Genomic DNA, 22,977 nt, shown 5'->3' with positions numbered 1-22,977 from the left:
GACAATGACTAAATTCCAGAAAAGCGCTCAGGCTTTCCACTATCCCTCCTTTCGTTATCTGTTTTTCGGACGTTTGTTTACCGTGCTGGGCAATGGAATCGCGCCCATCGCGCTGGCCTTTGCAGTTCTGGATATGGATGGATCTGCCTCTGATTTAGGCGTCGTGGTGGCATCCCGCTCCCTGTTCAACGTGCTGTTTCTGCTGGTGGGCGGTGTGGTTGCCGACCGTTACTCACGTAGTCGGGTATTAGTTGTATCGGCGCTGATAGCTGCTGTTTCTCAGGCTTTCGTTGCGTGGACTGTGCTTGAGGGTTCAGCCACAGTAATCAGCCTCACCTTGCTGGGCGCGCTGAATGGCGCGGCATCGGGGATTGCTCTGCCAGCTTCCTCTGCGCTGGTTCCGCAGGTCGTGCCTGCACAGCACCTGCGTCAGGCCAATGCTTTCATTCAGCTCAGTGTTTATGGCGGCACGGTACTGGGAGCGTCGCTGGGAGGCGTGATGACCAGTGCTGTCGGGCCGGGCTGGGGGCTGGCGATAGATGCGCTGGGATTTGCGGTCTCCGCGCCGCTTTATTTCCTTATGCGTGTGAGCCCGAATAAGGGCGGGACGATGCAAGGCAATATCCTGCGCGATATTAAAGAAGGCTGGGCAGAATTTGCCGGGCGAAGCTGGATTTGGTCGATAGTCCTTCAGTTCGCCATTATCAACGTCGCGTTTAATGGCATTGTAGAAGTCTATGGCCCGATAATTGCTGACGCCTCTTTCGGGCGGGCGCAGTGGGGGATGATTGTGGCCGCCCAGAGCGCAGGTTTAATTGCTGGATCATTTCTGGCTATGAAATGGCATCCACGTCGTGATCTGCTGATTGGCGCTATGCTGGCAGGTCTCTGTGCACTCCCGATAATGATGCTAGGCCTGAATGCATCAGCAGCATGGCTGATTGCAGGGTTCTTTATCGCTGGCGTTTCATTAGGCCTGTTTGGCGTAACCTGGGCGCATTCATTACAGACTCATATCCCAGCCGATAAACTGGCTCGCGTGTACGCGTATGATGCGATGGGTTCCTTTATCTCCATTCCTATTGGTCAACTGGTTGCGGGGCCGCTGGCGGCACAATATGGCACAGACAATGTTTTGCTGATGTCAGCACTGGCCGTGGTCATGGTGACAGCTGCTGTCCTGCTGGTTCCGACCCTCAGGCAACCTGACAAAATGGGCACTAAGCCGCATAACACGTAATTGCTGTTTTTGTTCCTGCTAAAGCAGCCAGGACGTTACCAGACAGTTTTGACAGCGATTAACCAGAAAACAAAACGAAGAGACAAAGATGTCATCGTCGACCTGTTTAGTTTTCGGCTTTTATGTCGTGCTTTTTCATCATCGCGCGCAGCTGATGATAGGTAACACCTAGCAACCCGGCGGCGCGACGCTGGTTATAGCGTGCCTGTTGCAGGCTGGCTTCAACCAGATTCCGCTCCTGTTGATTCTGCCACTGGCGCAGATCCAGCGGCAGGGCGGGCAGGTCGTTACTCTCCGCGTTCTGACTGGCACGGATGAGCGCAACCGGTTCAGGACGTGAAGCAAACGGGTTGATAATGACGTTATCCAGCAACTGCTCGCTGCTGTTATGGCGATAGACTGAGCGTTCCACGACGTTCTTAAGCTCACGGACGTTGCCGGGCCAGTGGTAATCAAGCAGAGCCTGCTGCGCCTTAGCGGTAAAACCAGGAAAAAGTAACAGGCCGAGTTCGCGGCACATCTGGATGGCAAAATGATCGGCCATCACCAGAATATCGCTGCGGCGTTCGCGCAGGGGCGGTAACTGCACCACATCAAAGGCCAGACGATCCAGCAGGTCGGCTCGGAATTTCCCCTCTGCCGCCAGCGCAGGGAGATCCTCGTTAGTGGCGCAGACCAGCCGCACATTCACCTGCAGGGAGTGATTGCCGCCGACACGCTCCAGCTGCCCATATTCAATTACCCTGAGCAGCTTTTCCTGCACCAGCATCGGCGCGGTTGCCAGCTCATCCAGAAACAGCGTGCCACCATCAGCCCGCTCAAAACGTCCGAGATGGCGCTTCTGCGCACCGGTAAAGGCACCGGCCTCATGACCAAAGAGTTCAGAATCGAGCAGGTTCTCATTCAGCGCGGCGCAGTTCAGCGAGATAAACGGTCCCTGCCAGCGGTCAGAGAGATAGTGCAGACGGCTGGCGATCAGCTCTTTACCCGTTCCGCGCTCGCCAATCACCAGAACCGGCTTTTCCAGCGGAGCCAGTCTGGAGACCTGCTCAAGAACCTCCAGAAAATTGTTCGACTCACCTAAAAGATTATCGTTAGTGCCTGTCATGATGAATTTCGCCATCCCTTAATCATTTTGACTATCTTAAAATATGCGGACGAGGCTGTAAAATATCAAATTCCTTAAAAATCAATGCGATAAAAATTGGCACGCATCTTGTATTAACTAAGCAGGGCAACACGTTTTAAAACATTAAAAGAGGAACATCATTATGGGTATTTTTTCTCGTTTCGCTGACATCGTAAATGCCAACATTAATTCCCTGCTGGAGCGTGCTGAAGATCCGCAGAAACTGGTCCGTCTGATGATTCAGGAAATGGAAGACACCTTAGTCGAAGTGCGTTCCACCTCTGCGCGGGCGCTGGCTGAAAAGAAACAGCTGTCACGCCGTATTGAGCAGGCAGAGATCCAGCAGGCCGAATGGCAGGAAAAAGCGGAACTGGCGCTTCGCAAGGATAAAGATGATCTGGCGCGGTCAGCACTGATCGAAAAACAGAAACTCACTGACCTTATCGCTTCACTGAAACAGGAAGTGGGCCAGGTTGAAGAGACGCTGGAACGTATGAAAGGCGAAATCAGTGAGCTGGAGAAAAAGCTGACTGAAACACGTGCCCGCCAGCAGGCGTTAACACTGCGTCACCAGGCGGCCTCTTCATCACGCGATGTTCGTCGTCAGCTGGACAGCGGTAAAATCGACGAGGCGATGGCCCGGTTTGAATCTTTTGAACGACGCATTGACCACATGGAAGCGGAAGCAGAAAGCCACGGTTTCGGTAAGCCAAAAACCCTGGACCAGCAGTTTACTGACCTGAAAGCGGATGATGAAATCAGCCAGCAGCTTAATGCGCTGAAAGCCAAAATGAACCGCAGTGAGTAATCATCGACGTTGCAATAAGTGATTAAGGAGAGTCAATGAGCGCACTTTTTCTTGCCATACCCTTAACGATCTTCGTGCTGTTTGTCGCACCGATCTGGTTATGGTTGCATTACAACAACAAACGCAACGGCGGTTCGGAACTGTCGCAAAGCGAAATCCAGCGCCTGCAGCGTGTTACGCAGGATGCACAGCGGATGCGTGAACGCATTGACGCGCTGGAAGCGATTCTGGATGCCGAACACCCTAACTGGAGGCAGCCATGATGAAAGGCCGTAAGTTGTGGCGCAAGCCTGACGAAGGAAAGTTGATGGGCGTCTGTGCGGGTCTGGCGGAGTATCTCGATATTCCGGTGCGTCTGCTTCGGGTCATTGTGGTCTTATCACTGTTCTTTGGTCTGTTTATGTTTACGGTGGTCGCCTATTTCGTGCTGGGTTTTGTGCTGGATGTGAAACCCGCCAATGTCACGGAGGACGAACGTCAGCTCAGCGCCAGCGAGCTGCTGGACCAGCTGGAGAGTGCGCTGCAGCGCGATGAGCGCAGCGTGCGCGACGTGGAGCGTTATGTGACGTCTGAAACTTTCAGCGTACGCAGCCGCTTCCGCCAGATTTGATTATATTATTGCCGGGCCGTTACGGGCCCGTCCGCTCTCTCAATGGAGGTGTTGATGTCTTTTTCGCGATCCACTGCTTTTCGCCACCGCGCGGCACCTGCATTGAAGTCGGCGGCTAAATTTATCATTATCAATGCTGTTACCTACGGTCCCGCCGGTGTCACTGGCTGGGCGGTGAAATCGGTAGCGCGACGCCCGTTACGTCTTCTGCTGGCTGTGGCACTTGAGCCATTGCTGAAACGCGTGATGAATCGGGTGGCATCGCGCTTCATCAGGGAGAACGATGAAAAGACTGCAAAGTGAATTAATGGCATTAATGAACCGTGGCGTTGATCGCCACCTTCGGCTGGCGGTCACCGGATTAAGCCGCAGCGGTAAAACCGCCTTTATTACCTCACTGGTCAATCAGCTTTTAACGGTTCACAGCGGCGCACGTTTGCCGCTGTTTTCCGTTGTGCGGGACGAGCGACTGTTGGGCGTCAAACGGGTGCCGCAGCGGGACATGGGAACCGCGCGCTTTACCTACGACGAAGGCCTGGCACAACTCTACAGCACGCCGCCCGCCTGGCCGACGCCCACCCGTGGCGTCAGCGAAATGCGTCTGGCGCTGCGTTACCGTCCAAATGATTCGCTGCTGCGTCATCTGAAAGAGACGGCAACACTCTATCTGGAAATTGTCGATTATCCCGGAGAATGGCTACTGGATCTGCCGATGCTGGCGCAGGATTATCTCGCCTGGTCACGGCAGATGAACGGTCTGCTGCAGGGCGATCGTGCGGAGTGGGCAAAACCCTGGCGCACGCTCTGCGAAAAACTCGATCCGCTTGCTCCCGCCGATGAAACCCAGCTGGCAGAGATTGCTGCGGCCTGGACTGACTACCTGCATCGCTGTAAATCTGAAGGCCTGCATTTTATTCAGCCTGGCCGGTTCGTGCTGCCTGGCGATATGGCAGGCGCGCCTGCGCTGCAGTTTTTCCCCTGGCCAACCGCTGATGAGTCGCAACTCACTAAGCTGGCGCAGGCGGATAAGGGGAGTAACTTCAGCATGCTGCAGCAGCGCTTCAACTACTACTGCCAGCATGTGGTGAAGGGCTTTTACAAAAATCACTTCCTGCGTTTTGACCGCCAGATCGTGCTGGTTGACTGCCTCCAGCCCCTGAATAGTGGTCCTCAGGCGTTTAATGATATGCGGCTGGCGCTGACTCAGCTGATGCAGAGCTTTCATTACGGCCAGCGCACCCTGTTTCGCCGGCTTTTCTCACCGGTGATCGACAAATTACTGTTTGCGGCGACTAAAGCGGATCACATCACCAGCGATCAGCACGGCAACATGGTCTCGCTGTTGCAGCAACTGGTGCAGGATGCCTGGCAGAACGCCGCGTTTGAGGGGATTAGCATGGACTGCATCGGACTGGCATCAGTGCAGGCGACACAGAGCGGCCTGGTCGACCACCGTGGCGAGAAGATCCCGGCCCTGCGCGGTCACCGGCTGGATGATGGTGAACCGCTTACCGTCTATCCGGGTGAAGTCCCGCCGCGCCTGCCTGGCAATGCCTTCTGGCAGCAGCAGGGTTTTCAGTTTGAACAGTTCCGGCCGCAGCAGCTCGACGTCGACCGTCCACTGCCGCATATCCGCATGGATGCCGCGCTGGAATTTTTATTGGGAGATAAATTGCGATGAGTGATCCGCTGAAGCCGCGTATCGATTTTGCTCGTCCGCTGGATGAGAGCACCACCACGCCGCTGCGTCCGGCGCAGACCTTTGAAGCGGACGCGCAGGCTGCGTTTCTGGCAGTGCAGGATGAAGATGTTGCCGTAGAAGAAGAAGGTGCAGGGGAGCGCGCAGTGGAAGCGGCTCTGAAACCTAAACGCAGTCTGTGGCGCAAAATGGTGACCGCAGGCGCACTGCTGTTTGGCGTTAGCGTGATTGCGCAGGGGGTGCAGTGGACGCATGACGCCTGGCTGGCACGCGACTGGTTTTCACTGGGGAGCGGCGTAGCAGGCGGACTTATTGTGCTGGCGGGTGTCGGCGCGCTGACCACTGAGTGGCGTCGGCTCTACCAGCTGCGTCAGCGTGCCGAAGAGCGGGATGTGGGCCGGGAGCTATTGCACAGTCATGGTATCGGTAAAGGTCGGGCATTCTGCGAAAAGCTGGCCCAGCAGGCTGAACTGGATCAGGCGCATCCGGCCCTGCAGCGCTGGCATGCCTCGCTGCACGAAACCCACAATGACAGCGAAATCGTGCGCTTGTATGCGCAGCTGGTGCAGCCCGTTCTGGACAGGCAGGCGCGGCGTGAAATCAGTCGTCATGCTGCGGAAGCAACACTGATGATTGCGGTCAGTCCGCTGGCACTGGTGGATATGGCGTTTATCGCCTGGCGTAATCTGCGGCTGGTCAATCGCATCGCGGCGATATACGGCATCGAACTGGGCTACTTCAGCCGTATCCGGCTGTTCCGCCTGGTGCTGCTCAATATGGCTTTTGCCGGCGCGTCCGAACTGGTGCGGGAAGTGGGAATGGACTGGATGTCGCAGGATATCGCTGCCCGGCTTTCCACGCGCGCTGCCCAGGGCATTGGTGCAGGCCTGCTGACTGCAAGGCTGGGCATCAAAGCGATGGAGCTTTGTCGTCCACTGCCGTGGCTGGAGCAGGATAAGCCACGGCTTGGCGATTTTCGGCGCGAACTGCTGGGCCAGCTGAAAGAGGCACTGCAGAAGGGCGGTAACAAATCAGCCTGAATCTCGCGTGACACATTAAAGGCGGCATAGCCGCCTTTAATGATCAGTGAGGCTGGCGCAGCACCTGCCGTGAATCGATAATCAGACACTCACCCGGACAGGCGGATTCATCTGTATTCACCGGATTTGCAGGCAGCGTAAAGGCCATGCCATTTTTCTCCCTGATAAAATGCGCCATCCCGGCAAATATCTTCCAGTCGGCCAGAGTTACCTTCGACAGAACAAAACACCATCACACGCGCTGTGCCTGTCAACTTTTCCTGACAGATCCCTTTCTACCGGCGCATCACTTAGCGTAATATTCATTTATCTGAACCTGATTAAGGCGAACGCAATGCGTCTGGAAGTGTTCTGTCAGGACCGCATCGGTCTGACGCGTGAACTGCTCGATCTGCTGGTGGCACGCAACATTGATTTACGCGGTATTGAAATTACGGCGCTGGGCCGCATCTATCTGAATTTTTCGGCACTGGAATTTGACGCTTTCAGTAATCTGATGGCAGAAATCCGGCGTACACCGGGCGTAACAGATGTGCGCACGGTAACGTACATGCCTTCGGAGCGTGAACATCGCGCGCTGAGTGCCTTACTGGTGGCCATGCCAGATCCGGTTTTCTCCATCGATCTGAAAAGCAAGGTGGAACTGGCTAATCCGGCGGCACAAAACCTGTTTAATCTTGATGAAGAGAAAATGCGCAATTTCAGCGCCGGCAACCTGATTAATGGCTTTAACTTCATGCGCTGGCTGGAAAGCGATCGGGTTGAGGCGCAGGCGCAGCATGTCGTCATTGAAGGGCGCGATTTTCTGATGGAAGCGCGTCCTATTTATCTGCCGGGTGAAGAGGGCCAGAACGACAGGCCGGTCGGGGCGATGGTGATGCTGAAGTCAACCGCTCGCATGGGCCGTCAGTTACAGAATCTGGTGGTCACCGACGAATCCGAGTTTGACCATATCATTGCCGTCACGCCGAAGATGCGTCAGGTGGTCGATCAGGCGCGCAAACTGGCGATGCTGGATGCGCCGTTACTGATTGTCGGCGATACCGGCACCGGGAAAGATATGCTGGCACGCGCCTGCCATCTGCGCAGCGCCCGTGGGAAAAATCCTTTCCTGGCGCTGAACTGTGCCTCATTACCCGACGACGTTGCGGAAAGCGAGCTGTTTGGTCATGCCGCCGGTGCCTATCCGAATGCGCTGGAAGGCAAGAAGGGCTTTTTTGAGCAGGCCAATGGTGGCTCGGTATTGCTGGATGAGATTGGCGAGATGTCGCCGAGAATGCAGACCAAGCTGCTGCGTTTTCTCAATGATGGCACCTTCCGCCGCGTCGGTGAAGAGCATGAAGTCCATGTTAATGTGCGCGTAATCTGCGCTACGCAGAAGAACCTGATTGAACTGGTGCAACGCGGTGAGTTTCGCGAAGATCTTTTTTACCGGCTCAATGTGCTGACGCTGCAACTGCCCCCGCTGCGCGATCGACCGCAGGATATCCTGCCACTGACCGAGATGTTTGTGGCCCGCTTTGCGGATGAGCAGGGGATGGCCCGGCCGCGACTCTCGCCACAGCTCATTGCATTTCTGACGCGCTACGCCTGGCCTGGCAATGTGCGCCAGTTAAAAAATGCGTTGTATCGCGCGTTAACCCAGCTGGAAGGATATGAACTGCGACCGCAGGATATTGTGTTGCCTGAACAGACACTGGATGTATCGCTGGGCGATGAAGCACTGGAAGGAACGCTGGATCAGATTACCAGCCGTTTTGAGCGGTCAATACTGACGCGGCTTTATCTCTCCTATCCCAGCACCCGAAAACTGGCAAAACGTCTGGGTGTTTCCCATACCGCGATTGCCAACAAGCTGCGTGAATATGGTCTGGGACAGAAGCGCACCGAAAGCGAATGATCGGTAAGCAGAGAGCAGGAAGCGGATAACCAAGTTATCCGCTTTTTTTATTACTTCAGCGCGGCCAGGGCAGCGTCGTAATCAGGCTCAGTGGTGATTTCATCAACCAGCTGGCTGTAAATCACTTTATCGTTCTCATCCAGAACGATCACCGCACGTGCGGTCAGGCCTTCCAGCGCACCATCAGCAATTTCTACACCATACTCATACTTGAATTCTGAGCCGCGCAGCGTCGACAGCGTCACCACATTGCTCAGGTTTTCCGCGCCACAGAAACGCGACTGGGCAAAAGGCAGATCGGCAGAGATGCATAACACCACGGCGTTATTCAGCTCGCTTGCCGCCTGGTTGAATTTGCGCACTGATGAGGCACAGACACCGGTATCAACGCTTGGGAAAATGTTCAGAATTTTGCGTTTTCCTGCATACTCAGAGAGCGCAACGTTAACCAGGTTCTTTGCTACCAGCGTGAAAGGCTTAGCTTTATCGCCAGCCTGTGGAAACTGACCTGCAACCGGAACGGCATTACCCTGAAAATGAACAGTCTGAGACATAGTGATTCCTTTTGATGATAAAAAAGATCTGACACAAAACGGCTAAAGATAGCCGTTGTTTATGACATAAATGTTAAGGATTTACGAGTTCAATTGTGGAATTTAACGTGGCGGTCTGCCACTGCGTCACACTTTGTGGAGTGTAAATGAGAACGGTAAAAAGTTATCCCGAAGCCTGGCCGTTGCATACGCCGTTTGTCATTGCCCGTGGAACCCGGACCGAAGTCAAAGTGGTGGTGGTTGAAATTGAGGAAGATGGCGTAAAAGGCGTCGGTGAAGCGACGCCCTATGCGCGCTATGGTGAAAGCGAAGCATCGGTGCTGGCGCAGATCGCCACGTTGCTGCCCGCGCTGCAAGAGGGCATGACGCGCGAGGCATTACAACAGGCGCTGCCTGCCGGGGCGGCGCGCAACGCCATCGACAGTGCACTGTGGGATCTCGCCGCACATCAGCAGCAGCGCAGCCTCTGGGCGCTTAGCGGTGTGACTGCGCCTGCTGATGTCGTGACCGCGCAGACCGTCAGCATTGATACCCCTGAGGCGATGGCCAGCAGTGCACTCGCACTGTGGCAGCATGGTGCAACACTGCTGAAAATTAAGCTGGATAACAATTTCATTACTGAACGGCTGATGGCCATCCGCGCCGCCGTGCCGGAGGCAACCCTGATTGTGGATGCAAATGAGTCCTGGCACGCTGAAGGCCTGGCGGCACGCTGTCAGCTGCTGGCAGACATTGATGTGGCGATGCTGGAACAGCCTTTACCTGCAGGTGAAGATGCGGCACTGGAGAACTTTATCCATCCCTTGCCAATCTGCGCCGATGAGAGCTGTCATACACGTGAAAGCCTGGCCGCGCTGCGAGGCCGTTATGAGATGGTCAACATCAAGCTGGATAAAGCGGGCGGTCTGACAGAGGCGCTGGCGCTTGCCGATGACGCGCAGCAGCAGGGCTTTGCGGTGATGCTGGGCTGCATGCTCTGCACCTCGCGGGCGATACGTGCTGCGCTGCCGCTGGTGCCGCAGACCCGTTTCGCCGATCTTGATGGGCCGACCTGGCTGGCGGTGGATGCAGAACCGGCGATCACCGTGCGCAGCGGTCGGCTGATTATTGCTGCAAGCGCAGCAAACTAACCATCATCTCAAGATAGGTTTCCGTGGCTTCATCCACGGAAATCACCGGCATCTCAGCGGTCACGCAGGGCAGACTGAGATCGTAACACCAGCTGCCGAATGAGCCAGGCGTGTCATATCCCACGCTGCTGACGCGAGGAAGGCCGGTTTGGCTGGCCAGCCAGCCGCCAATCTCCACCTGATGCGGGTCGTCAATACAGCCCAGCGGCTCATGCCAGGAAACGATCCAGGCTGGCTTAAGTTGATGTATCAGGGCACAGAGCGCCAGTGTTTCCGGTTCAGAACCCGGATGCGTGCCGGTTGAGAGCGTGACATCCCGCGCATCGGCAGCGCTGTTCCAGCGATAAACGGTCTCTCCGGGCTGCCAGTTCGCTGCCGGGAAGTTGCGGTTGAGATCGACGCCATTTGCGTTAGCGCGCAGGCCAAGCTGACAGCCATCAGGATTGACTGCCAGCACCACGTGGTGCCGACGCATGCCATCGGGCAGTGTCCGTAACGCAGCAGAAAGGGTGGCGATGGCCGCATTTTCATCACCGTGTGTGCCAGCCAGAATCAGACCGCTGTCCGGGTCACCCAGTGGCGCTGGAAACCACAGCAGCGGCGCGCCGAGCACGGAGCGGCCATACTGCTGATACGAAACGTCAAGTTTGCCGCGAAGGGGACGCGGATGAAGTGGCGACATACAGATTTCCTCAAAGGGTTTTACTCAAAGTAGCGGAAAAGCCGTGTGCGGAAAATAGCTATTTATCTGTCAGCCATTTGCGATAAAGTGCCCTGCACAAGCTACATCGGCAACAGACTGATGCAGCACTTCTTTGGGGTAAAGGAGTGATAATGGTTAAGACCTTTCGTATCACGCTGGCAGCAATCAGTCTGAGCAGCATCCTCACACCCGCCATTGCGGCGAATCTACCCGCTGGCGCGCAGCTGGCCGAACAGCAGCAGATCGTTCGCCATATTAAAGATGAACCCGCTTCACTTGATCCGCTTAAAGCGGTAGGGCTGCCTGAAATTCAGGTGATTCGCGATCTGTTTGAAGGTCTGACAAATCAGGATGCTCAGGGCAAAATCGTGCCGGGCGTGGCACAGAGCTGGAGCAGCAGCGACAACAAAACCTGGGTCTTCACCCTGCGCAATAACGCGCGCTGGTCAAACGGCGAACCGGTCACGGCGCAGGATTTTGTCTACAGCTGGCAGCGGCTGGTCGATCCCAAAAACAGCTCAGGCTCTGCCGGGTTTGCGGGGTTAAGCGGTATTGAAAATGCGGCAGCGATTACCAAAGGCGAAATGACCCCCGATAAACTGGGAGTGACTGCCCAGAGCAAAACCCAGCTGAAAGTGACGCTGGATCGTCCTGTGCCGTGGTTCCCGGCGCTGGTGGCTAACGTGGCGCTCTTTCCGGTGCCGCAAAAAGTCATTGCCCAGCAACGTGACAGCTGGACGGCACCCGGCAAACTGGTCGGTAACGGTGCCTATCAGCTCAGCGAGCGGGTAGTGAACGAGAAAATCGTCCTGACCCGTAATCCTCATTACTGGGATGATGCACATTCGGTGCTGACGAAAGTGACCTTTGTGCCAATCAATGAAGAGTCGAGCGCGACTAAACGTTATCGTGCCAACGACATTGATATCACCGAATCTTTCCCTAAGAACATGTATGCGCTATTAAAGAAAACGTTGCCGGGAGAGGTCTACACACCTGACCAGTTAGGCACCTATTACTATGCGTTTAACACGCAGAAAGGACCAACTGCCGATGTGCGGGTTCGCAAAGCACTGTCCTGGTCTATCGACCGAAACGTCATTGCTGACAAAGTGCTGGGCACCGGTGAGAAACCGGCGTGGCACTTTACGCCAGATGTGACAGCAGGCTTTAAGCCACTGCCCACGTTCATGCAACAGCACGATCAGAACGCCCTGAATGCGCAGGCCAAATCGCTGCTTGCCGCCGCCGGTTACGGTCCGGGTAAACCGCTGAAGCTCAAACTGCTCTACAACACCTCTGAGAGCCATCAGAAGATTGCGATTGCCGTGGCCTCTATGTGGAAAAAGAACCTCGGTGTGGATGTCACACTGGAGAATCAGGAGTGGAAAACCTACATCGACAGTCGTAACAGCGGGAACTTCGATGTGATTCGCGCCTCGTGGGTGGGAGACTACAATGAGCCCTCCACCTTCCTGAATCTGCTGACCTCGGGCAACAGCAGCAATATCGCGCGCTTTAACAACGCGGATTATGATGCAGTTGTCGCTAAAGCCAGCCGTGAAACCAGCGAGCAGGCACGTAACAGCGATTACAACCGTGCCGAGCAGATCCTCGCTGAACAGGCCCCGATTGCGCCCATCTATCAGTACACGAATGGCCGACTGATTAAACCCTGGGTTAAAGGCTATCCCATCACCAACCCTGAAGATGTCGCCTACAGCCGTGAACTGTGGATTGAAAAGCACTAAGCCTGTGGTGGCCGGTTTCCCGGCCACCTGCTGACATCTTTCTTCACAGCCCGGAGATTGCAACTCAACGCCGTCACGTTAGACTGTATCGTATTGATATTAATGGTGAGGGAATGTTGTGGACGTCATTGAAGGAAAAGCATTACAGGTTTCAGATGCCATCATTTCATGCCAGCTGGATGGCAAGGGTGGGATGATCCCGATAGCTGAAGATGAAGTTATCGAGTGTGAGCAGCCCTGCTGGCTGCATCTGAACTATACCCACAGCAAAAGCGCAGAATGGCTGCAGTCAACGCCGCAGATTCCCGATGCCGTGCGTGACGCCTTAGCGGGTGACAGCATGCGTCCCCGCGTCAGCCGGCTGGGCGACGGATTTATGATCGTGCTGCGCAGCGTTAACCACAACACCGATGCGCGTCGCGACCAGTTGGTGGTAATGCGCGTGTTCATCAACGATAAGCTCATCGTCTCGACCCGGCGGCGTAAAGTCTCTGCCGTCGATGAAGTGCTCACCGATTTGCAAAACGGTAACGGCCCGATTGACTGCGGCAGCTGGCTGGTCGATGTCTGTGATGCCCTGACCGATCACACCAGCGAATTTATCGAAGAGTTACATGACAAAATCATTGAGCTGGAAGATGCGCTGCTTGACCAGCGGATGCCCGCGCGCGGCGAGCTGGGCCTGCTGCGCAAACAGCTGATTGTGATGCGGCGTTACATGGCACCGCAGCGCGATGTTTATGCCCGGCTGGCCAGTGAAAAACTGGGCTGGATGGATGACAGTGAACGACGCCGGATGCAGGAAATCGCCGATCGGCTGGGACGCGGACTGGATGATCTGGATGCGGGCGTAGCGCGCACTGCGATTCTGGCTGACGAGGTGGCCTCTGCGATGGCGGAGTCGATGAACCGCCGCACCTATACTATGTCACTGATGGCGATGATCTTCCTGCCCGCTACGTTCCTGACCGGTCTGTTTGGGGTTAATCTGGGTGGCATTCCGGGCGGTGGATGGGAGTACGGCTTCTCTATCTTCTGTCTGCTGCTCGTGGCACTGGCGGTGGGCGTCGCGGGTTATCTGCGTAAACGGCGCTGGCTGTAACGCGGAAAGGTCACATCGGCGGGGGCGTCTGATTTGAGGACGAAAATCCCGCCGGGTGGGATAAAAATCATAATAAGAAAGCAAAAGCTGATCGACATCAAGAACCTAATGCCGCTGCTGACGCAAACTCTTTCCCGCAGGTGAATGCAACGTCAAGCGATGGGCGTTGCGCTCCATATTGTCTTACTTCCATATTTAGAATTATTGCATAGCACAATTAATTCAAAACATGCCGGCCCGTGTGCCGGCTTTTTTTTTGCCCGCCTGGCTGGAACGCCAATTCTTTTCTAAACTTAAAGTCCATTCGCAAGAAAAGGAGTACGGCATGAGCGCGATTTACAACAGCGAGCCGATCCCTACGGATCCAGTCCCGATTCCTGAACCGATTCCTCATCCGCAACCCCAGCCTGATCAGCCGACCGATCCGGAATATCCGCCGATAATGGATCCACCGCCGCACCGCAACATATAAAAAAAGGGCGTGCTGCCAGCAGCACGCCCTTAACTTATCAGGTACTTACTTAATCTGAAGCACATCCAGACGTGCGCTGAGGTCCGGTGCATCGTCTTCATCAGCTCGCCAGCCCACAGGCTGCAACGGCAGGGTTTCGCGGTCAAAAGCGAGATCGCCGCCATCAACGACCGCATCGCCATGCTTAATCCCTTTAAAATCGAACAGATTGATATCTGCCAGGTGCGACGGCACGACGTTTTGCATTGCGCTGAACATAGTTTCAATGCGGCCAGGATAGCGCTTATCCCAGTCACGCAGCATATCGGCTACCACCTGCCGCTGCAGGTTTGGCTGAGAACCGCAGAGATTGCACGGGATAATCGGGAACTGACGCGCGTCTGAGAAACGAATGATATCTTTCTCGCGGCAGTAGGCCAGCGGACGAATCACAATCTGCTTGCCATCATCACTCATCAGTTTTGGCGGCATACCTTTCAGTTTTCCGCCGTAAAACATGTTCAGGAACAGCGTCTGCAGGATGTCATCGCGATGGTGGCCGAGCGCGATTTTAGTACAACCCAGTTCAGTCGCGACGCGATAGAGAATGCCACGGCGCAGGCGCGAGCAGAGTGAGCAGGTGGTTTTACCTTCCGGCACTTTCTCTTTGACGATGGAGTAGGTGTCTTCTTCGATAATCCGGTACTCAACGCCCTGTGCCTCAAGATATTGCGGCAGGATGTGCTCCGGGAAGCCAGGCTGTTTCTGGTCGAGGTTAACGGCAATCAGGCTGAAGTTGACCGGCGCACTTTTTTGCAGGCTGCGCAAAATTTCCAGCATGGTGTAGCTGTCTTTACCGCCCGACAGACAGACCATGATGCGGTCGCCTTCTTCAATCATATTAAAATCTGCAATGGCTTCGCCGACGTTACGACGCAGACGTTTCTGCAGCTTATTGAGGTTGTACTGTTCTTTCTTGTCAACCGTTTGATTATCTTGCATTTTTACCTATCTCAAAAACCAGAGAGCGTAGCCGAAGGGCAAATTGCTGTGCGCGTCCAGCCAGACACTTCACTGCGGTGTCACGAATATGCAGCGTATGGTACGGATTGTTGTCGCGAATGCCAGCACTGGAGTGAAGTAATCAGCGGAAAATCGCTGCCGGAGGCATCCGGCAGCGTCTCTCTTTCAAAGCAGATATTGCCGAAAAGGAATGCCGCGAGGAAGATGCTGGTGAGAGCGCGCTTTTACATCCCCAGGAAGAAAGCCTGCTGGATGAGACGATGCCACGCGGGAGAATAGTGCGAGGTCAGCTGGCAGGAACATTTTTCCACTGACAATCAATTTCATCACTGTGTGTTGAGCAGGAAGGGGGGGAGGCCTGGTAAGCATCAGCACGCACATGATCTTTTTTTGCTGTACAACCGGCGATCATAAAAATGACAGAGAGAATGAATAGCGTTTTCATCGGGTCGATTTAATGAGTAAAAAAAGCAGCTTACGCAGTTATTAATCAATACTGATTAAACGGCGTGTTGTCTGTACTTGCCAGATTTGATACGCATCAAATTAAGTCGGATACGAAACCTCACAGGGTTTATTTTGTGACCCGGAATGACTTTTATAATGTCAAAATCTGAAAATCATACTTTGTTGAATATACGTTTGACCAATCAGATAGAGACTGATCCTTATATTGCCGCTGAAGCCTGTGAAACGTTAAATTCAGATTGTTTTGCTTACACACCGCGCCGTTGCTTAAGCCATTGCTGCTCAAGGTGAATATGTATCCATCAGGTTACAATGATCAGTAAATTGTCAGGATGCGGGAAAGGTATTTTGCGTTTGATTTTTTTATTGCAACGTCCTGCGTGGATGCCGTTCGTTTCGCACATTTCGGCAATACAGCATTCCGATGAAGCCGTTTAATGACCGGGTATAAAATAAAAAAATGAATCAGCATTTAACGTCTATGAAATATTCGGATAAAACAGACAAAATAAAGAAATACGGAATCAGATTTATTATGACGCTGCTACTCTTTTTACTTTGCTATGTTGCCGTCATGTATTGCGGGGTTTTGTTGCTGGTTAACCGACACGGTTTGCTGCATTTTCTGCTGCACTAAACGCATTACCGTCAGCCACAGGCTTTAAAAATCCAGCGGTAGGCATGATGCAGAAAATGCCTGAGCACTTCCATTAAATCCTCAGCCCCTTCTTCTGCCAGACATTGTCCGGTCTCCAGCGCATTATTCACTGAATCCCGATGTTCCAGGAGCATCATGATGGCTGCGGCGCCCGCTATCAGCGTAAAAATCAGCATGCTGACTGCGAACCGATATTTAGGCGAAGTACTGGAAAGGGCGTCTTCTGGATGGTCAGAGTTCTGAGGCATTAGTTTCCGGGTAAAATGATTACGTAAATTAACAATAACGGATTATGCCATTACTTCCCGGCAGGCACTACTTTTAAGGTCAGACTCTGCGCATTTTTGATTTTTCAGAAATGGCAGGAGAAGGAGGGCGGTGACTGCCGCTCACCGCCTTCTGCAAGGTTCTTATGTCTTTGTCGCCATGTGTAGTGACGGGGTTGTTCAGCAAACGTTTACATCATCTCCAGTGACTGAACGCCTTTTATCTCAATGACCTTATCGTAGAGGTGCGCATCATTTGACTTGCGGGACAACGTTACCTGTATGCTGAGTTCGCACAGGCCGCTCTCCTCATCTCGATTAATCACCGTCACATTGCCATAACGAATACCTTCCCGCTGCATAACCAGTAGCACCAGCGGCACGCTTTTAGGCTTAAGGAAAACCAGTAACGTATGGTGCTTGCCGATTAAAACATGGCTCAGGCGGCGGAACACTTCCAGCACCACCAGCGCCAGCACTGTGCCATAAATGCCGATCTCATACATGCCGCTGCCGATCACCAGACCAATCGCTGCCGTTACCCATAATCCCGCTGCCGTGGTCAGGCCTTTCACCACCTGCTTCTGAATCATGATGGTGCCTGCGCCCAGGAAGCCCATACCGCTGACGACCTGGGCTGCAATACGACTGGGGTCCAGTGCCACATGGTCGCTGGTGAGCATATCGGCGAAACCATACTTCGACACCAGCATGAACATCGCACTGCCGATACCGACCAGAATATGGGTACGCAGTCCCGCTTCTTTGGCCCGCATCTGACGCTCCAGACCAATCAGGCCGCCAAGAATACCGGCCAGGGCGATGCGAATTAACATATCCATTAACATGGCTTTACTCCGAAATAATAGGAACCGAAAAAGGGTGACAGTTCAGCGATAGCAGTTAAACAAGATAATTCTGCTTGCAAATCACGGTGGAGAATTTTGTAAAAAGCTGTTTCACCTCTCGACCCCTTGTGCTGCCTGACATATGCTGAGCCAGCCTATTATCCCCATTCCCGGAGTCCGATTGATGAAAGCAGCCACCTTTTTGCTGGCCGGTGCCGCATTATTACTCTCTGCCTGCAGTAGCAACAGTGATGATAACGAGCCACCGCAACAAGCCACCGCCGCGCACATCCAGCCTCGTGTGGTGATGTCTTCCCTGGCAGAAAGCACCTGTTCGAACGCAGGCGGAACGCTGGCGTTTTCACATCAGCTGGATGGATCACGTGTGGGCATGTGTCAGTTAGTGAATGGCCGTCGCTGCGATGAGCAGGCGTTAATTGGCGGGAACTGCGCGCGCTGATGAACAGGCCGGATAGCACCGGCCCGCATCATTAGCAGAGAATCGTCAGGCTGAGAGTCGGTTCGGGCACTCTTCACCCCGATCGAGCTGGCTAAGATTATTCAGTGTCGTCTCGGAAATGGCCGTCAGCGCTTCAGCCGTTAAAAATGCCTGATGACCGGTAAACAGTACGTTATGGCACGCTGAAAGACGACGGAACACATCGTCCTGAATCACATCATTCGACTTATCTTCAAAGAACAGGCCACGTTCATTCTCATACACATCCATGCCGAGCGCGCCGATTTTCTGCTGTTTCAGCGCATCAATCGCTGCCTGTGAATCAATCAGCCCGCCACGACTGGTGTTGATGATCATCACCCCATCGCGCATCTGACGAAACGCGTCGGCATTCAGCAGATGATGGTTTTCCGGGGTCAGCGGACAGTGCAGTGTAATGACGTGGGATTCTGTAAACAACGTCTTTAAATCAACATATTCTGCGCCCAGCTCACGCGCCTGCTCACTTGGGTAGGGATCAAACGCCAGCAGCCGCATACCAAACCCTTTCAGAATCCGCATGGTCGCAATGCCGATCTTACCCGTGCCGATAACGCCCGCCGTTTTGTTGTACATGTTAAAGCCGGTCAGTCCGTCGAGCGAAAAGTTCGCATCACGGGTACGCTGATACGCGCGATGAATACGGCGGTTGAGGGTCATCATCAGGCCGATCGTATGTTCCGCCACCGCTTCCGGTGAGTAGGCCGGAACCCGTACGACTTCCAGACCCAGCTCTTTCGCTGCAGCCAGATCGACATTATTGAAGCCAGCACAACGCAGCGCGATGTATTTCACACCCAGCCCGGCCAGCTCTTCCAGCACCGGGCGACTGCCGTCATCATTAACAAAAATGCAGACGGCATCGCAATCCACTGCGGTTTTGGCCGTGCTCTCTGAGAGTAAAAAGTCAAAAAATACCAGTTCGAAACCAAACTGCTGGTTAACCTGCTCAAGGTATTTCTGATCGTAATGTTTAGTGCTGTAAACCGCGATTTTCATCGTTGTGCTCCTGCAGAGGTGATAAACCAAGGATAACGTTTTCTGACCGACTTTGCTGAAACTGCGTATTTGCGTCCCGTGCACGCCTTCACCTCTGGCAGATTACATGCCATCATCGTTGTCAGGATACTGTAAGGAAAAGGATTATGGCTTTTATGCCACGGATGTTCCGGCGACGGCTGGCGGCCGTACTTGCGCTGATTCTCCTGCTGCTCGGCCTGATGTTGACTGTGACGCAATGGCTGCCAAGGCTGGTCGGCATCTGGCTGCCTGAGGATACCCGCATTGAACTGACGGGTGCACCGCGCTGGCGGCAGGGCGGCCTGTGGCTGCCTCAGATTCGTTACCTCGCCGGCGATTGCTCACTGGCAACCGTAAAGGCAGTGTCACTGGGCTGGCATCAGTCGCGCTGGAAGCTGGATGCGGACGAACTGGTGGTGGAGAGCACCTGCCTGCAAAAATTACCCGCCAGTGACGAGAGAACGACAGCCCCCAAAACGCTGGCCGAATGGCAGGCAATGCTACCGGGTGCCGATGTTCATCTGAACAAACTTGTCGTGGCACCCTGGCAGGCCTATGCGGGCGTGCTGGACCTGACGCTGGAAAAAGATCGCCAGCAACTTAATTATCAGGGCGACAACCTGCAACTGGCGGCGACGCTGACCGGTCAGCAGCTCGCGATCAGTCGCCTGACGCTTACCCATCCTGCGCTGCCTGAACCCATTACGCTAAGTGGTCATCTTGAGTTACCTGCTTTCGCCACCGATCTGCCGGTGAATGGCGAGGTGGACGGACAACTGGCGCTGGATGCCTTACCGCATCCGCTGCAGTTAACGCTCAGCTGGCAGCAGCAGCAGGGCGAGCTGCGCGTGGGGATGATGGATGAGAAAAGGCCGCTTCTCAGACTGCCGTGGCAAATCAGCCGCGATCAGATTCGGATCGAAAAGGGCGAGTATTTCTGGCCTCTGGCGGCTCAGCCACTGTCTGGATTTATTAACCTGACGCTGGATAACTGGCAGTCAGGTCTTGAAAACAGCCAGATCACGGGGCGCGTTAACCTGCTGACTCAGGGACGTGGCGGTAAAGGTAACGTGGTACTGGGCGTCGGTCCCGGCAACCTGAGTCTGACCAATAGCCACCTGCCGTTTCAGCTGACCGGTGAAAGCAAGCTGGCCGATCTGCAACTTTTCGGCTCTATTCCCGGCGTGCTCAACGGCTCGCTGCTCGATCCTCAGTTAGTTTTGCAACCTAAATCGCTGCTGCGCCTGCGGGGGCGACTGCTCTCCACGCTGGAAGTGGACGAAGCGCGCTGGCCGCTGGCCGGCGTGCGACTCTCCTCGCAGGGTATTGATGGCCGCCTGCAGGCCATTCTCAACGCGCACGATGCCAGCTTTGGCCGCTTCCGGCTGCATCTTGATGGTCGCGCCACAAATTTCTGGCCCGATAAGGGCGAGTGGGACTGGCGCTACTGGGGCGGGGGCGAGATGCTGCCGCTGCAGGCACGCTGGGATGTCAAAGGCACTGGCGGCTGGCACGACACGCTGATCCACCTTGATACGCTCTCCACCGGATTTAATCAGCTGGCTTATGGCAGCGTTAGCGTCGCAAAACCGCGCCTGACACTGACCGAACCCGTTAAGTGGCAGCGCGATGTGGCGCAACCTTCCTTCAAAGGCCATTTCAGACTGCAGGCGGGCCAGACCCACTTCACCTATGGCGGCCGTCTGGCTGATTCCACGCTGGACTTTGAGGCGAAAGGCCGTGATCCCGGCTATTTCCTCTGGCGGGGCGAGTTAAAAGCGGGGAGGGTTGGCCCGCTGCGGGTGAATGGCCGCTGGGACGGTGAACGGTTACGCGGTCAGGCCTGGTGGCCGGCACAGTCGCTGACCGTGTTTCAGCCGCTGCTCAGCCCCGACATGAAAATGCAGATTCAAGGCGGCAGTTTGCAGGCACAGGTCGCATTCTCCGCTGCCAGTAAACAGGGCTTCCAGGCGGGAGGCCACTGGACGGTCAAACAGGGCAGTGTCTGGACGCCGGACAGTCAGGTGAACGGTATCGACTTCTCGCTGCCGTTCAGGTTTCATGAGCAGCAATGGCAGTTTGGTCAGCATGGCCCGGTTTCACTCCGCATTGCCGAGGTGAAGAACCAGTTTGCCATGCAGAATATTCGGGCCGATCTGCAGGGTAACTGGCCGTGGTCTGAACAATCCCCCCTGACTTTACAGGATGTCAGTCTTGACCTGCTTGGCGGACAGATTACGCTGCCAGCCCTGCGTATGCCGCAACATGATCCCGCCCGGGTGTCGCTGCGTAATATCAGCCTCAGCGAGCTGGTGACGGCGCTGAAGCCTAAACAGTTTGCCATGTCGGGTAAGGTTAACGGTGAGTTGCCGCTGTGGTTGAATAATCCACGCTGGCTGGTGGAAAAAGGGTGGATTGCCAACAGCGGTCCGCTGACTTTCCGGCTGGATAAAGATATGGCGGATGCAATTACCCGCAACAACGTAGCGACCGGCGCAGCGCTTGACTGGTTACGCTATATGGAAGTCTCCCGCAGCTGGGCGACAATCAATCTGAATAACCTCGGCGACCTCACTATGGAAGCGCAGGTACAGGGCGTCAGCCAGTTCAGTAACCGTCGTCAGACGGTCAATCTTAACTATCGTCATCAGGAAAACCTGTTTCAGCTCTGGCGCAGCCTGCGCTTTGGCGATAATTTGCAATCCTGGTTAGAGCAACATGCGACTTTGCCATCGAACAAGGACACTTCACCATGAGCCTGAGGCCATTACTGGTTCTGGCAGCCGGACTGCTGAGCATCGGATGCGTGCCACGCATTGAAGTCACGGCACCCAAAGACCCTATCACCATCAATATGAATGTAAAAATCGAGCATGAGATCCACATCAAAGTTGATAAAGACGTGGAAGCGTTACTGAAAAACCAGAGCGGACTGTTCTGAGGAGAGCCATGATGAAACGCATAAGCGCGGCGCTGTTACTTGCCCTGACGATGGCGCACCCTGCCTGGGCACTGACGCTCGACGAGGCAAGGCAATCAGGCCGTGCAGGTGAAACGCTCTCCGGCTATCTGGCGGCACGTTCGCAGGACAGTGAAACGCTGGCGCTGGTGCAGCGGATTAATGCCGGGCGTCAGCAGGAGTATCAGCGGCTGGCCGGGCAGAACAATCTCTCCACGGCCGATGTGGCCAGCATTGCCGGACAGAAGCTGGTGAGCCGTGCTGCAGCGGGAGAGTACGTGCGTGGCATTAATGGTCAATGGCTGAGAAAAGAGGCAGACAGCAGCAACTAACCGGCGAAAAAAAACCGGGCACAGGCCCGGTCTTTGACAGCGTCATCCTGAGATGGCTGAGAATTATGCGGTCACGATCTGCGTGATAGCATCTTTCGCTTCAGCGGTCGCTTTGCTGGCCACTTCCGGACCGTAGGCGATGCCTTCAGCAAACACGAACTCAACATCAGTGATGCCGATGAAGCCCAGGAACAGCTTGACGTAAGGGGTCAGCAGGTCAGTTGGGGTATCTTTGTGAATGCCACCACGGCTTGAGATAACCACTGCGGTTTTGCCTTTAACCAGACCTTCCGGGCCTGCTTCGGTGTAGCGGAACGTCACGCCAGCACGGGCAATCAGGTCGAAATAGTTTTTCAGCTGCGTAGGGATGTTGAAGTTGTACATTGGCGCGGCAATGACGATTTCATCATGAGCCTGCAGTTCTGCAATCAGTTCATCGGACAGATCCAGTGCTTCCTGCTGACGCGGGGAGAGTGGCGTATCAGAAGGACGCATTGCACCCACTAACTCACCATCCAGAACCGGAATCGGGTTAGCCGCCAGGTCACGTACAGTAACTTCTTTACCCTGTGCCTTTGCCTGTTCAATGTAGAAGTCAGCGAGCTGGCTTGATTGTGAGTAGCCTGCAAGGATGCTTGATTTCAGAACTAAAACTGTGCTCATGGTGGTTTCCTGTCTGTTACGCGGAAGACTTTCCGCTCAATGGTTTACACTCTACGGTTATCGATGGCGCGGTGAAAGCGCAATATTTCGAGACCCATGTTCGAATTTATTGAATAAGCGTAAC

Annotated in this window: 24 protein-coding genes; 16 read left to right on the top strand and 8 right to left on the bottom strand. The window is 54.7% G+C overall.

Annotated elements, in window-relative coordinates:
- Positions 1 to 4: 4 nt before the first annotated feature.
- Positions 5 to 1,240, top strand: a complete 1,236-nt coding sequence (locus tag Q7C21_RS08245; protein ID WP_039660161.1) for an MFS transporter — start codon at positions 5 to 7, stop codon at positions 1,238 to 1,240.
- 106 nt (positions 1,241 to 1,346) lie between these two features.
- Here the strand turns inward: Q7C21_RS08245 and pspF are convergent, their stop codons facing one another.
- Entirely contained in the window at positions 1,347 to 2,348 is a 1,002-nt protein-coding gene (gene pspF, locus Q7C21_RS08240) for a phage shock protein operon transcriptional activator (protein ID WP_375150618.1), read from the bottom strand.
- Positions 2,349 to 2,511: 163 nt separating this feature from the next.
- Here pspF and pspA point away from each other — a divergent pair, with 163 nt between their 5' ends.
- The 7 genes from pspA (at position 2,512) to tyrR (ending at position 8,426) form a co-directional block, all read left to right on the top strand.
- Positions 2,512 to 3,177, top strand: a complete 666-nt coding sequence (pspA, locus tag Q7C21_RS08235) for a phage shock protein PspA (RefSeq protein WP_008925259.1) — start codon at positions 2,512 to 2,514, stop codon at positions 3,175 to 3,177.
- Between the two features lie 35 nt (positions 3,178 to 3,212).
- Complete coding sequence (gene pspB, locus Q7C21_RS08230) at positions 3,213 to 3,440, top strand: envelope stress response membrane protein PspB (RefSeq protein WP_003853799.1); 228 nt, start codon at positions 3,213 to 3,215, stop codon at positions 3,438 to 3,440.
- Complete coding sequence (gene pspC, locus Q7C21_RS08225; RefSeq protein WP_039660164.1) at positions 3,437 to 3,787, top strand: envelope stress response membrane protein PspC; 351 nt, start codon at positions 3,437 to 3,439, stop codon at positions 3,785 to 3,787. Before pspB ends, pspC begins: the two co-directional genes overlap by 4 nt.
- 54 nt (positions 3,788 to 3,841) lie before the next feature.
- Positions 3,842 to 4,090, top strand: a complete 249-nt coding sequence (pspD, locus tag Q7C21_RS08220) for a phage shock protein PspD (protein ID WP_039660166.1) — start codon at positions 3,842 to 3,844, stop codon at positions 4,088 to 4,090.
- A complete protein-coding gene (locus Q7C21_RS08215; RefSeq protein WP_039660168.1) occupies positions 4,071 to 5,468 on the top strand; it encodes a YcjX family protein in 1,398 nt (465 codons plus the stop codon). The genes pspD and Q7C21_RS08215 overlap by 20 nt, the downstream gene beginning before the upstream one ends.
- Complete coding sequence (locus Q7C21_RS08210; protein WP_003853794.1) at positions 5,465 to 6,526, top strand: YcjF family protein; 1,062 nt, start codon at positions 5,465 to 5,467, stop codon at positions 6,524 to 6,526. The genes Q7C21_RS08215 and Q7C21_RS08210 overlap by 4 nt, the downstream gene beginning before the upstream one ends.
- 334 nt (positions 6,527 to 6,860) lie before the next feature.
- Positions 6,861 to 8,426 carry a transcriptional regulator TyrR gene (gene tyrR / locus Q7C21_RS08205; protein ID WP_003853785.1) on the top strand — a complete coding sequence of 522 codons (1,566 nt, stop codon included), beginning with the start codon at positions 6,861 to 6,863 and terminating at the stop codon, positions 8,424 to 8,426.
- A gap of 50 nt (positions 8,427 to 8,476) precedes the next feature.
- Here the strand turns inward: tyrR and tpx are convergent, their stop codons facing one another.
- On the bottom strand, positions 8,477 to 8,980 hold the full coding sequence (gene tpx / locus Q7C21_RS08200; RefSeq protein ID WP_003853783.1) for a thiol peroxidase: 504 nt from the start codon (positions 8,978 to 8,980) through the stop codon (positions 8,477 to 8,479).
- Positions 8,981 to 9,126: 146 nt separating this feature from the next.
- Here tpx and ycjG point away from each other — a divergent pair, with 146 nt between their 5' ends.
- On the top strand, positions 9,127 to 10,110 hold the full coding sequence (ycjG, locus tag Q7C21_RS08195) for an L-Ala-D/L-Glu epimerase (protein WP_008925253.1): 984 nt from the start codon (positions 9,127 to 9,129) through the stop codon (positions 10,108 to 10,110).
- On the opposite strand, the gene mpaA is transcribed toward ycjG, so the two are convergent.
- Complete coding sequence (mpaA, locus tag Q7C21_RS08190) at positions 10,085 to 10,792, bottom strand: murein tripeptide amidase MpaA (RefSeq protein ID WP_008925252.1); 708 nt, start codon at positions 10,790 to 10,792, stop codon at positions 10,085 to 10,087. The genes ycjG and mpaA overlap by 26 nt on opposite strands.
- Before the next feature lie 152 nt (positions 10,793 to 10,944).
- On the opposite strand from mpaA, the gene Q7C21_RS08185 reads away from it, so the two are divergent.
- From Q7C21_RS08185 to Q7C21_RS08175, 3 genes are all read left to right on the top strand, one after another.
- Positions 10,945 to 12,564 carry an ABC transporter substrate-binding protein gene (locus tag Q7C21_RS08185; RefSeq protein WP_008925251.1) on the top strand — a complete coding sequence of 540 codons (1,620 nt, stop codon included), beginning with the start codon at positions 10,945 to 10,947 and terminating at the stop codon, positions 12,562 to 12,564.
- A gap of 118 nt (positions 12,565 to 12,682) precedes the next feature.
- Positions 12,683 to 13,666: a zinc transporter ZntB gene (gene zntB / locus Q7C21_RS08180; protein WP_003853777.1), complete on the top strand. Its 984-nt coding sequence runs from the start codon at positions 12,683 to 12,685 to the stop codon at positions 13,664 to 13,666.
- 325 nt (positions 13,667 to 13,991) lie between these two features.
- Entirely contained in the window at positions 13,992 to 14,138 is a 147-nt protein-coding gene (locus Q7C21_RS08175) for a hypothetical protein (RefSeq protein ID WP_003853775.1), read from the top strand.
- A 45-nt stretch (positions 14,139 to 14,183) separates the two neighbouring features.
- Here the strand turns inward: Q7C21_RS08175 and ttcA are convergent, their stop codons facing one another.
- The 3 genes from ttcA to Q7C21_RS08160 all read right to left on the bottom strand — a co-directional run bounded on the left by ttcA (position 14,184) and on the right by Q7C21_RS08160 (position 17,380).
- A complete protein-coding gene (gene ttcA, locus Q7C21_RS08170) occupies positions 14,184 to 15,119 on the bottom strand; it encodes a tRNA 2-thiocytidine(32) synthetase TtcA (RefSeq protein ID WP_003853774.1) in 936 nt (311 codons plus the stop codon).
- A 1,137-nt stretch (positions 15,120 to 16,256) separates the two neighbouring features.
- Positions 16,257 to 16,514 (bottom strand): hypothetical protein, encoded by a 258-nt coding sequence (locus Q7C21_RS08165; RefSeq protein WP_008925248.1) that lies wholly within the window; start codon positions 16,512 to 16,514, stop codon positions 16,257 to 16,259.
- A gap of 209 nt (positions 16,515 to 16,723) precedes the next feature.
- A complete protein-coding gene (locus Q7C21_RS08160) occupies positions 16,724 to 17,380 on the bottom strand; it encodes an MgtC/SapB family protein (RefSeq protein ID WP_003853765.1) in 657 nt (218 codons plus the stop codon).
- A gap of 184 nt (positions 17,381 to 17,564) precedes the next feature.
- Here Q7C21_RS08160 and Q7C21_RS08155 point away from each other — a divergent pair, with 184 nt between their 5' ends.
- Positions 17,565 to 17,840 (top strand): DUF333 domain-containing protein, encoded by a 276-nt coding sequence (locus tag Q7C21_RS08155; RefSeq protein WP_003853763.1) that lies wholly within the window; start codon positions 17,565 to 17,567, stop codon positions 17,838 to 17,840.
- 45 nt (positions 17,841 to 17,885) lie between these two features.
- Here the strand turns inward: Q7C21_RS08155 and Q7C21_RS08150 are convergent, their stop codons facing one another.
- Positions 17,886 to 18,878 (bottom strand): 2-hydroxyacid dehydrogenase, encoded by a 993-nt coding sequence (locus Q7C21_RS08150; RefSeq protein WP_003853762.1) that lies wholly within the window; start codon positions 18,876 to 18,878, stop codon positions 17,886 to 17,888.
- A gap of 146 nt (positions 18,879 to 19,024) precedes the next feature.
- Here Q7C21_RS08150 and Q7C21_RS08145 point away from each other — a divergent pair, with 146 nt between their 5' ends.
- The 3 genes from Q7C21_RS08145 to Q7C21_RS08135 are packed head-to-tail and all read left to right on the top strand — an operon-like array spanning position 19,025 to position 22,190.
- Positions 19,025 to 21,655 carry a YdbH family protein gene (locus tag Q7C21_RS08145; protein ID WP_140915443.1) on the top strand — a complete coding sequence of 877 codons (2,631 nt, stop codon included), beginning with the start codon at positions 19,025 to 19,027 and terminating at the stop codon, positions 21,653 to 21,655.
- Positions 21,652 to 21,840 carry a YnbE family lipoprotein gene (locus Q7C21_RS08140; protein ID WP_003853757.1) on the top strand — a complete coding sequence of 63 codons (189 nt, stop codon included), beginning with the start codon at positions 21,652 to 21,654 and terminating at the stop codon, positions 21,838 to 21,840. Before Q7C21_RS08145 ends, Q7C21_RS08140 begins: the two co-directional genes overlap by 4 nt.
- Before the next feature lie 11 nt (positions 21,841 to 21,851).
- The gene (locus Q7C21_RS08135) at positions 21,852 to 22,190 is read left to right on the top strand and encodes a YdbL family protein (RefSeq protein ID WP_039660490.1); all 339 of its coding nucleotides are present in this window, start codon (positions 21,852 to 21,854) and stop codon (positions 22,188 to 22,190) included.
- Positions 22,191 to 22,253: 63 nt separating this feature from the next.
- Here the strand turns inward: Q7C21_RS08135 and azoR are convergent, their stop codons facing one another.
- Entirely contained in the window at positions 22,254 to 22,853 is a 600-nt protein-coding gene (azoR, locus tag Q7C21_RS08130; protein ID WP_039660180.1) for an FMN-dependent NADH-azoreductase, read from the bottom strand.
- Positions 22,854 to 22,977 lie beyond the last annotated feature (124 nt).

This window comes from Pantoea sp. ANP04 (assembly GCF_041982285.1).
In the GTDB taxonomy this organism is placed as follows: Bacteria; Pseudomonadota; Gammaproteobacteria; order Enterobacterales; family Enterobacteriaceae; genus Pantoea; species Pantoea eucalypti.
Note: the sequence above shows the minus strand (reverse complement) of the source record. Positions and strands in the feature narration are given on the sequence as shown.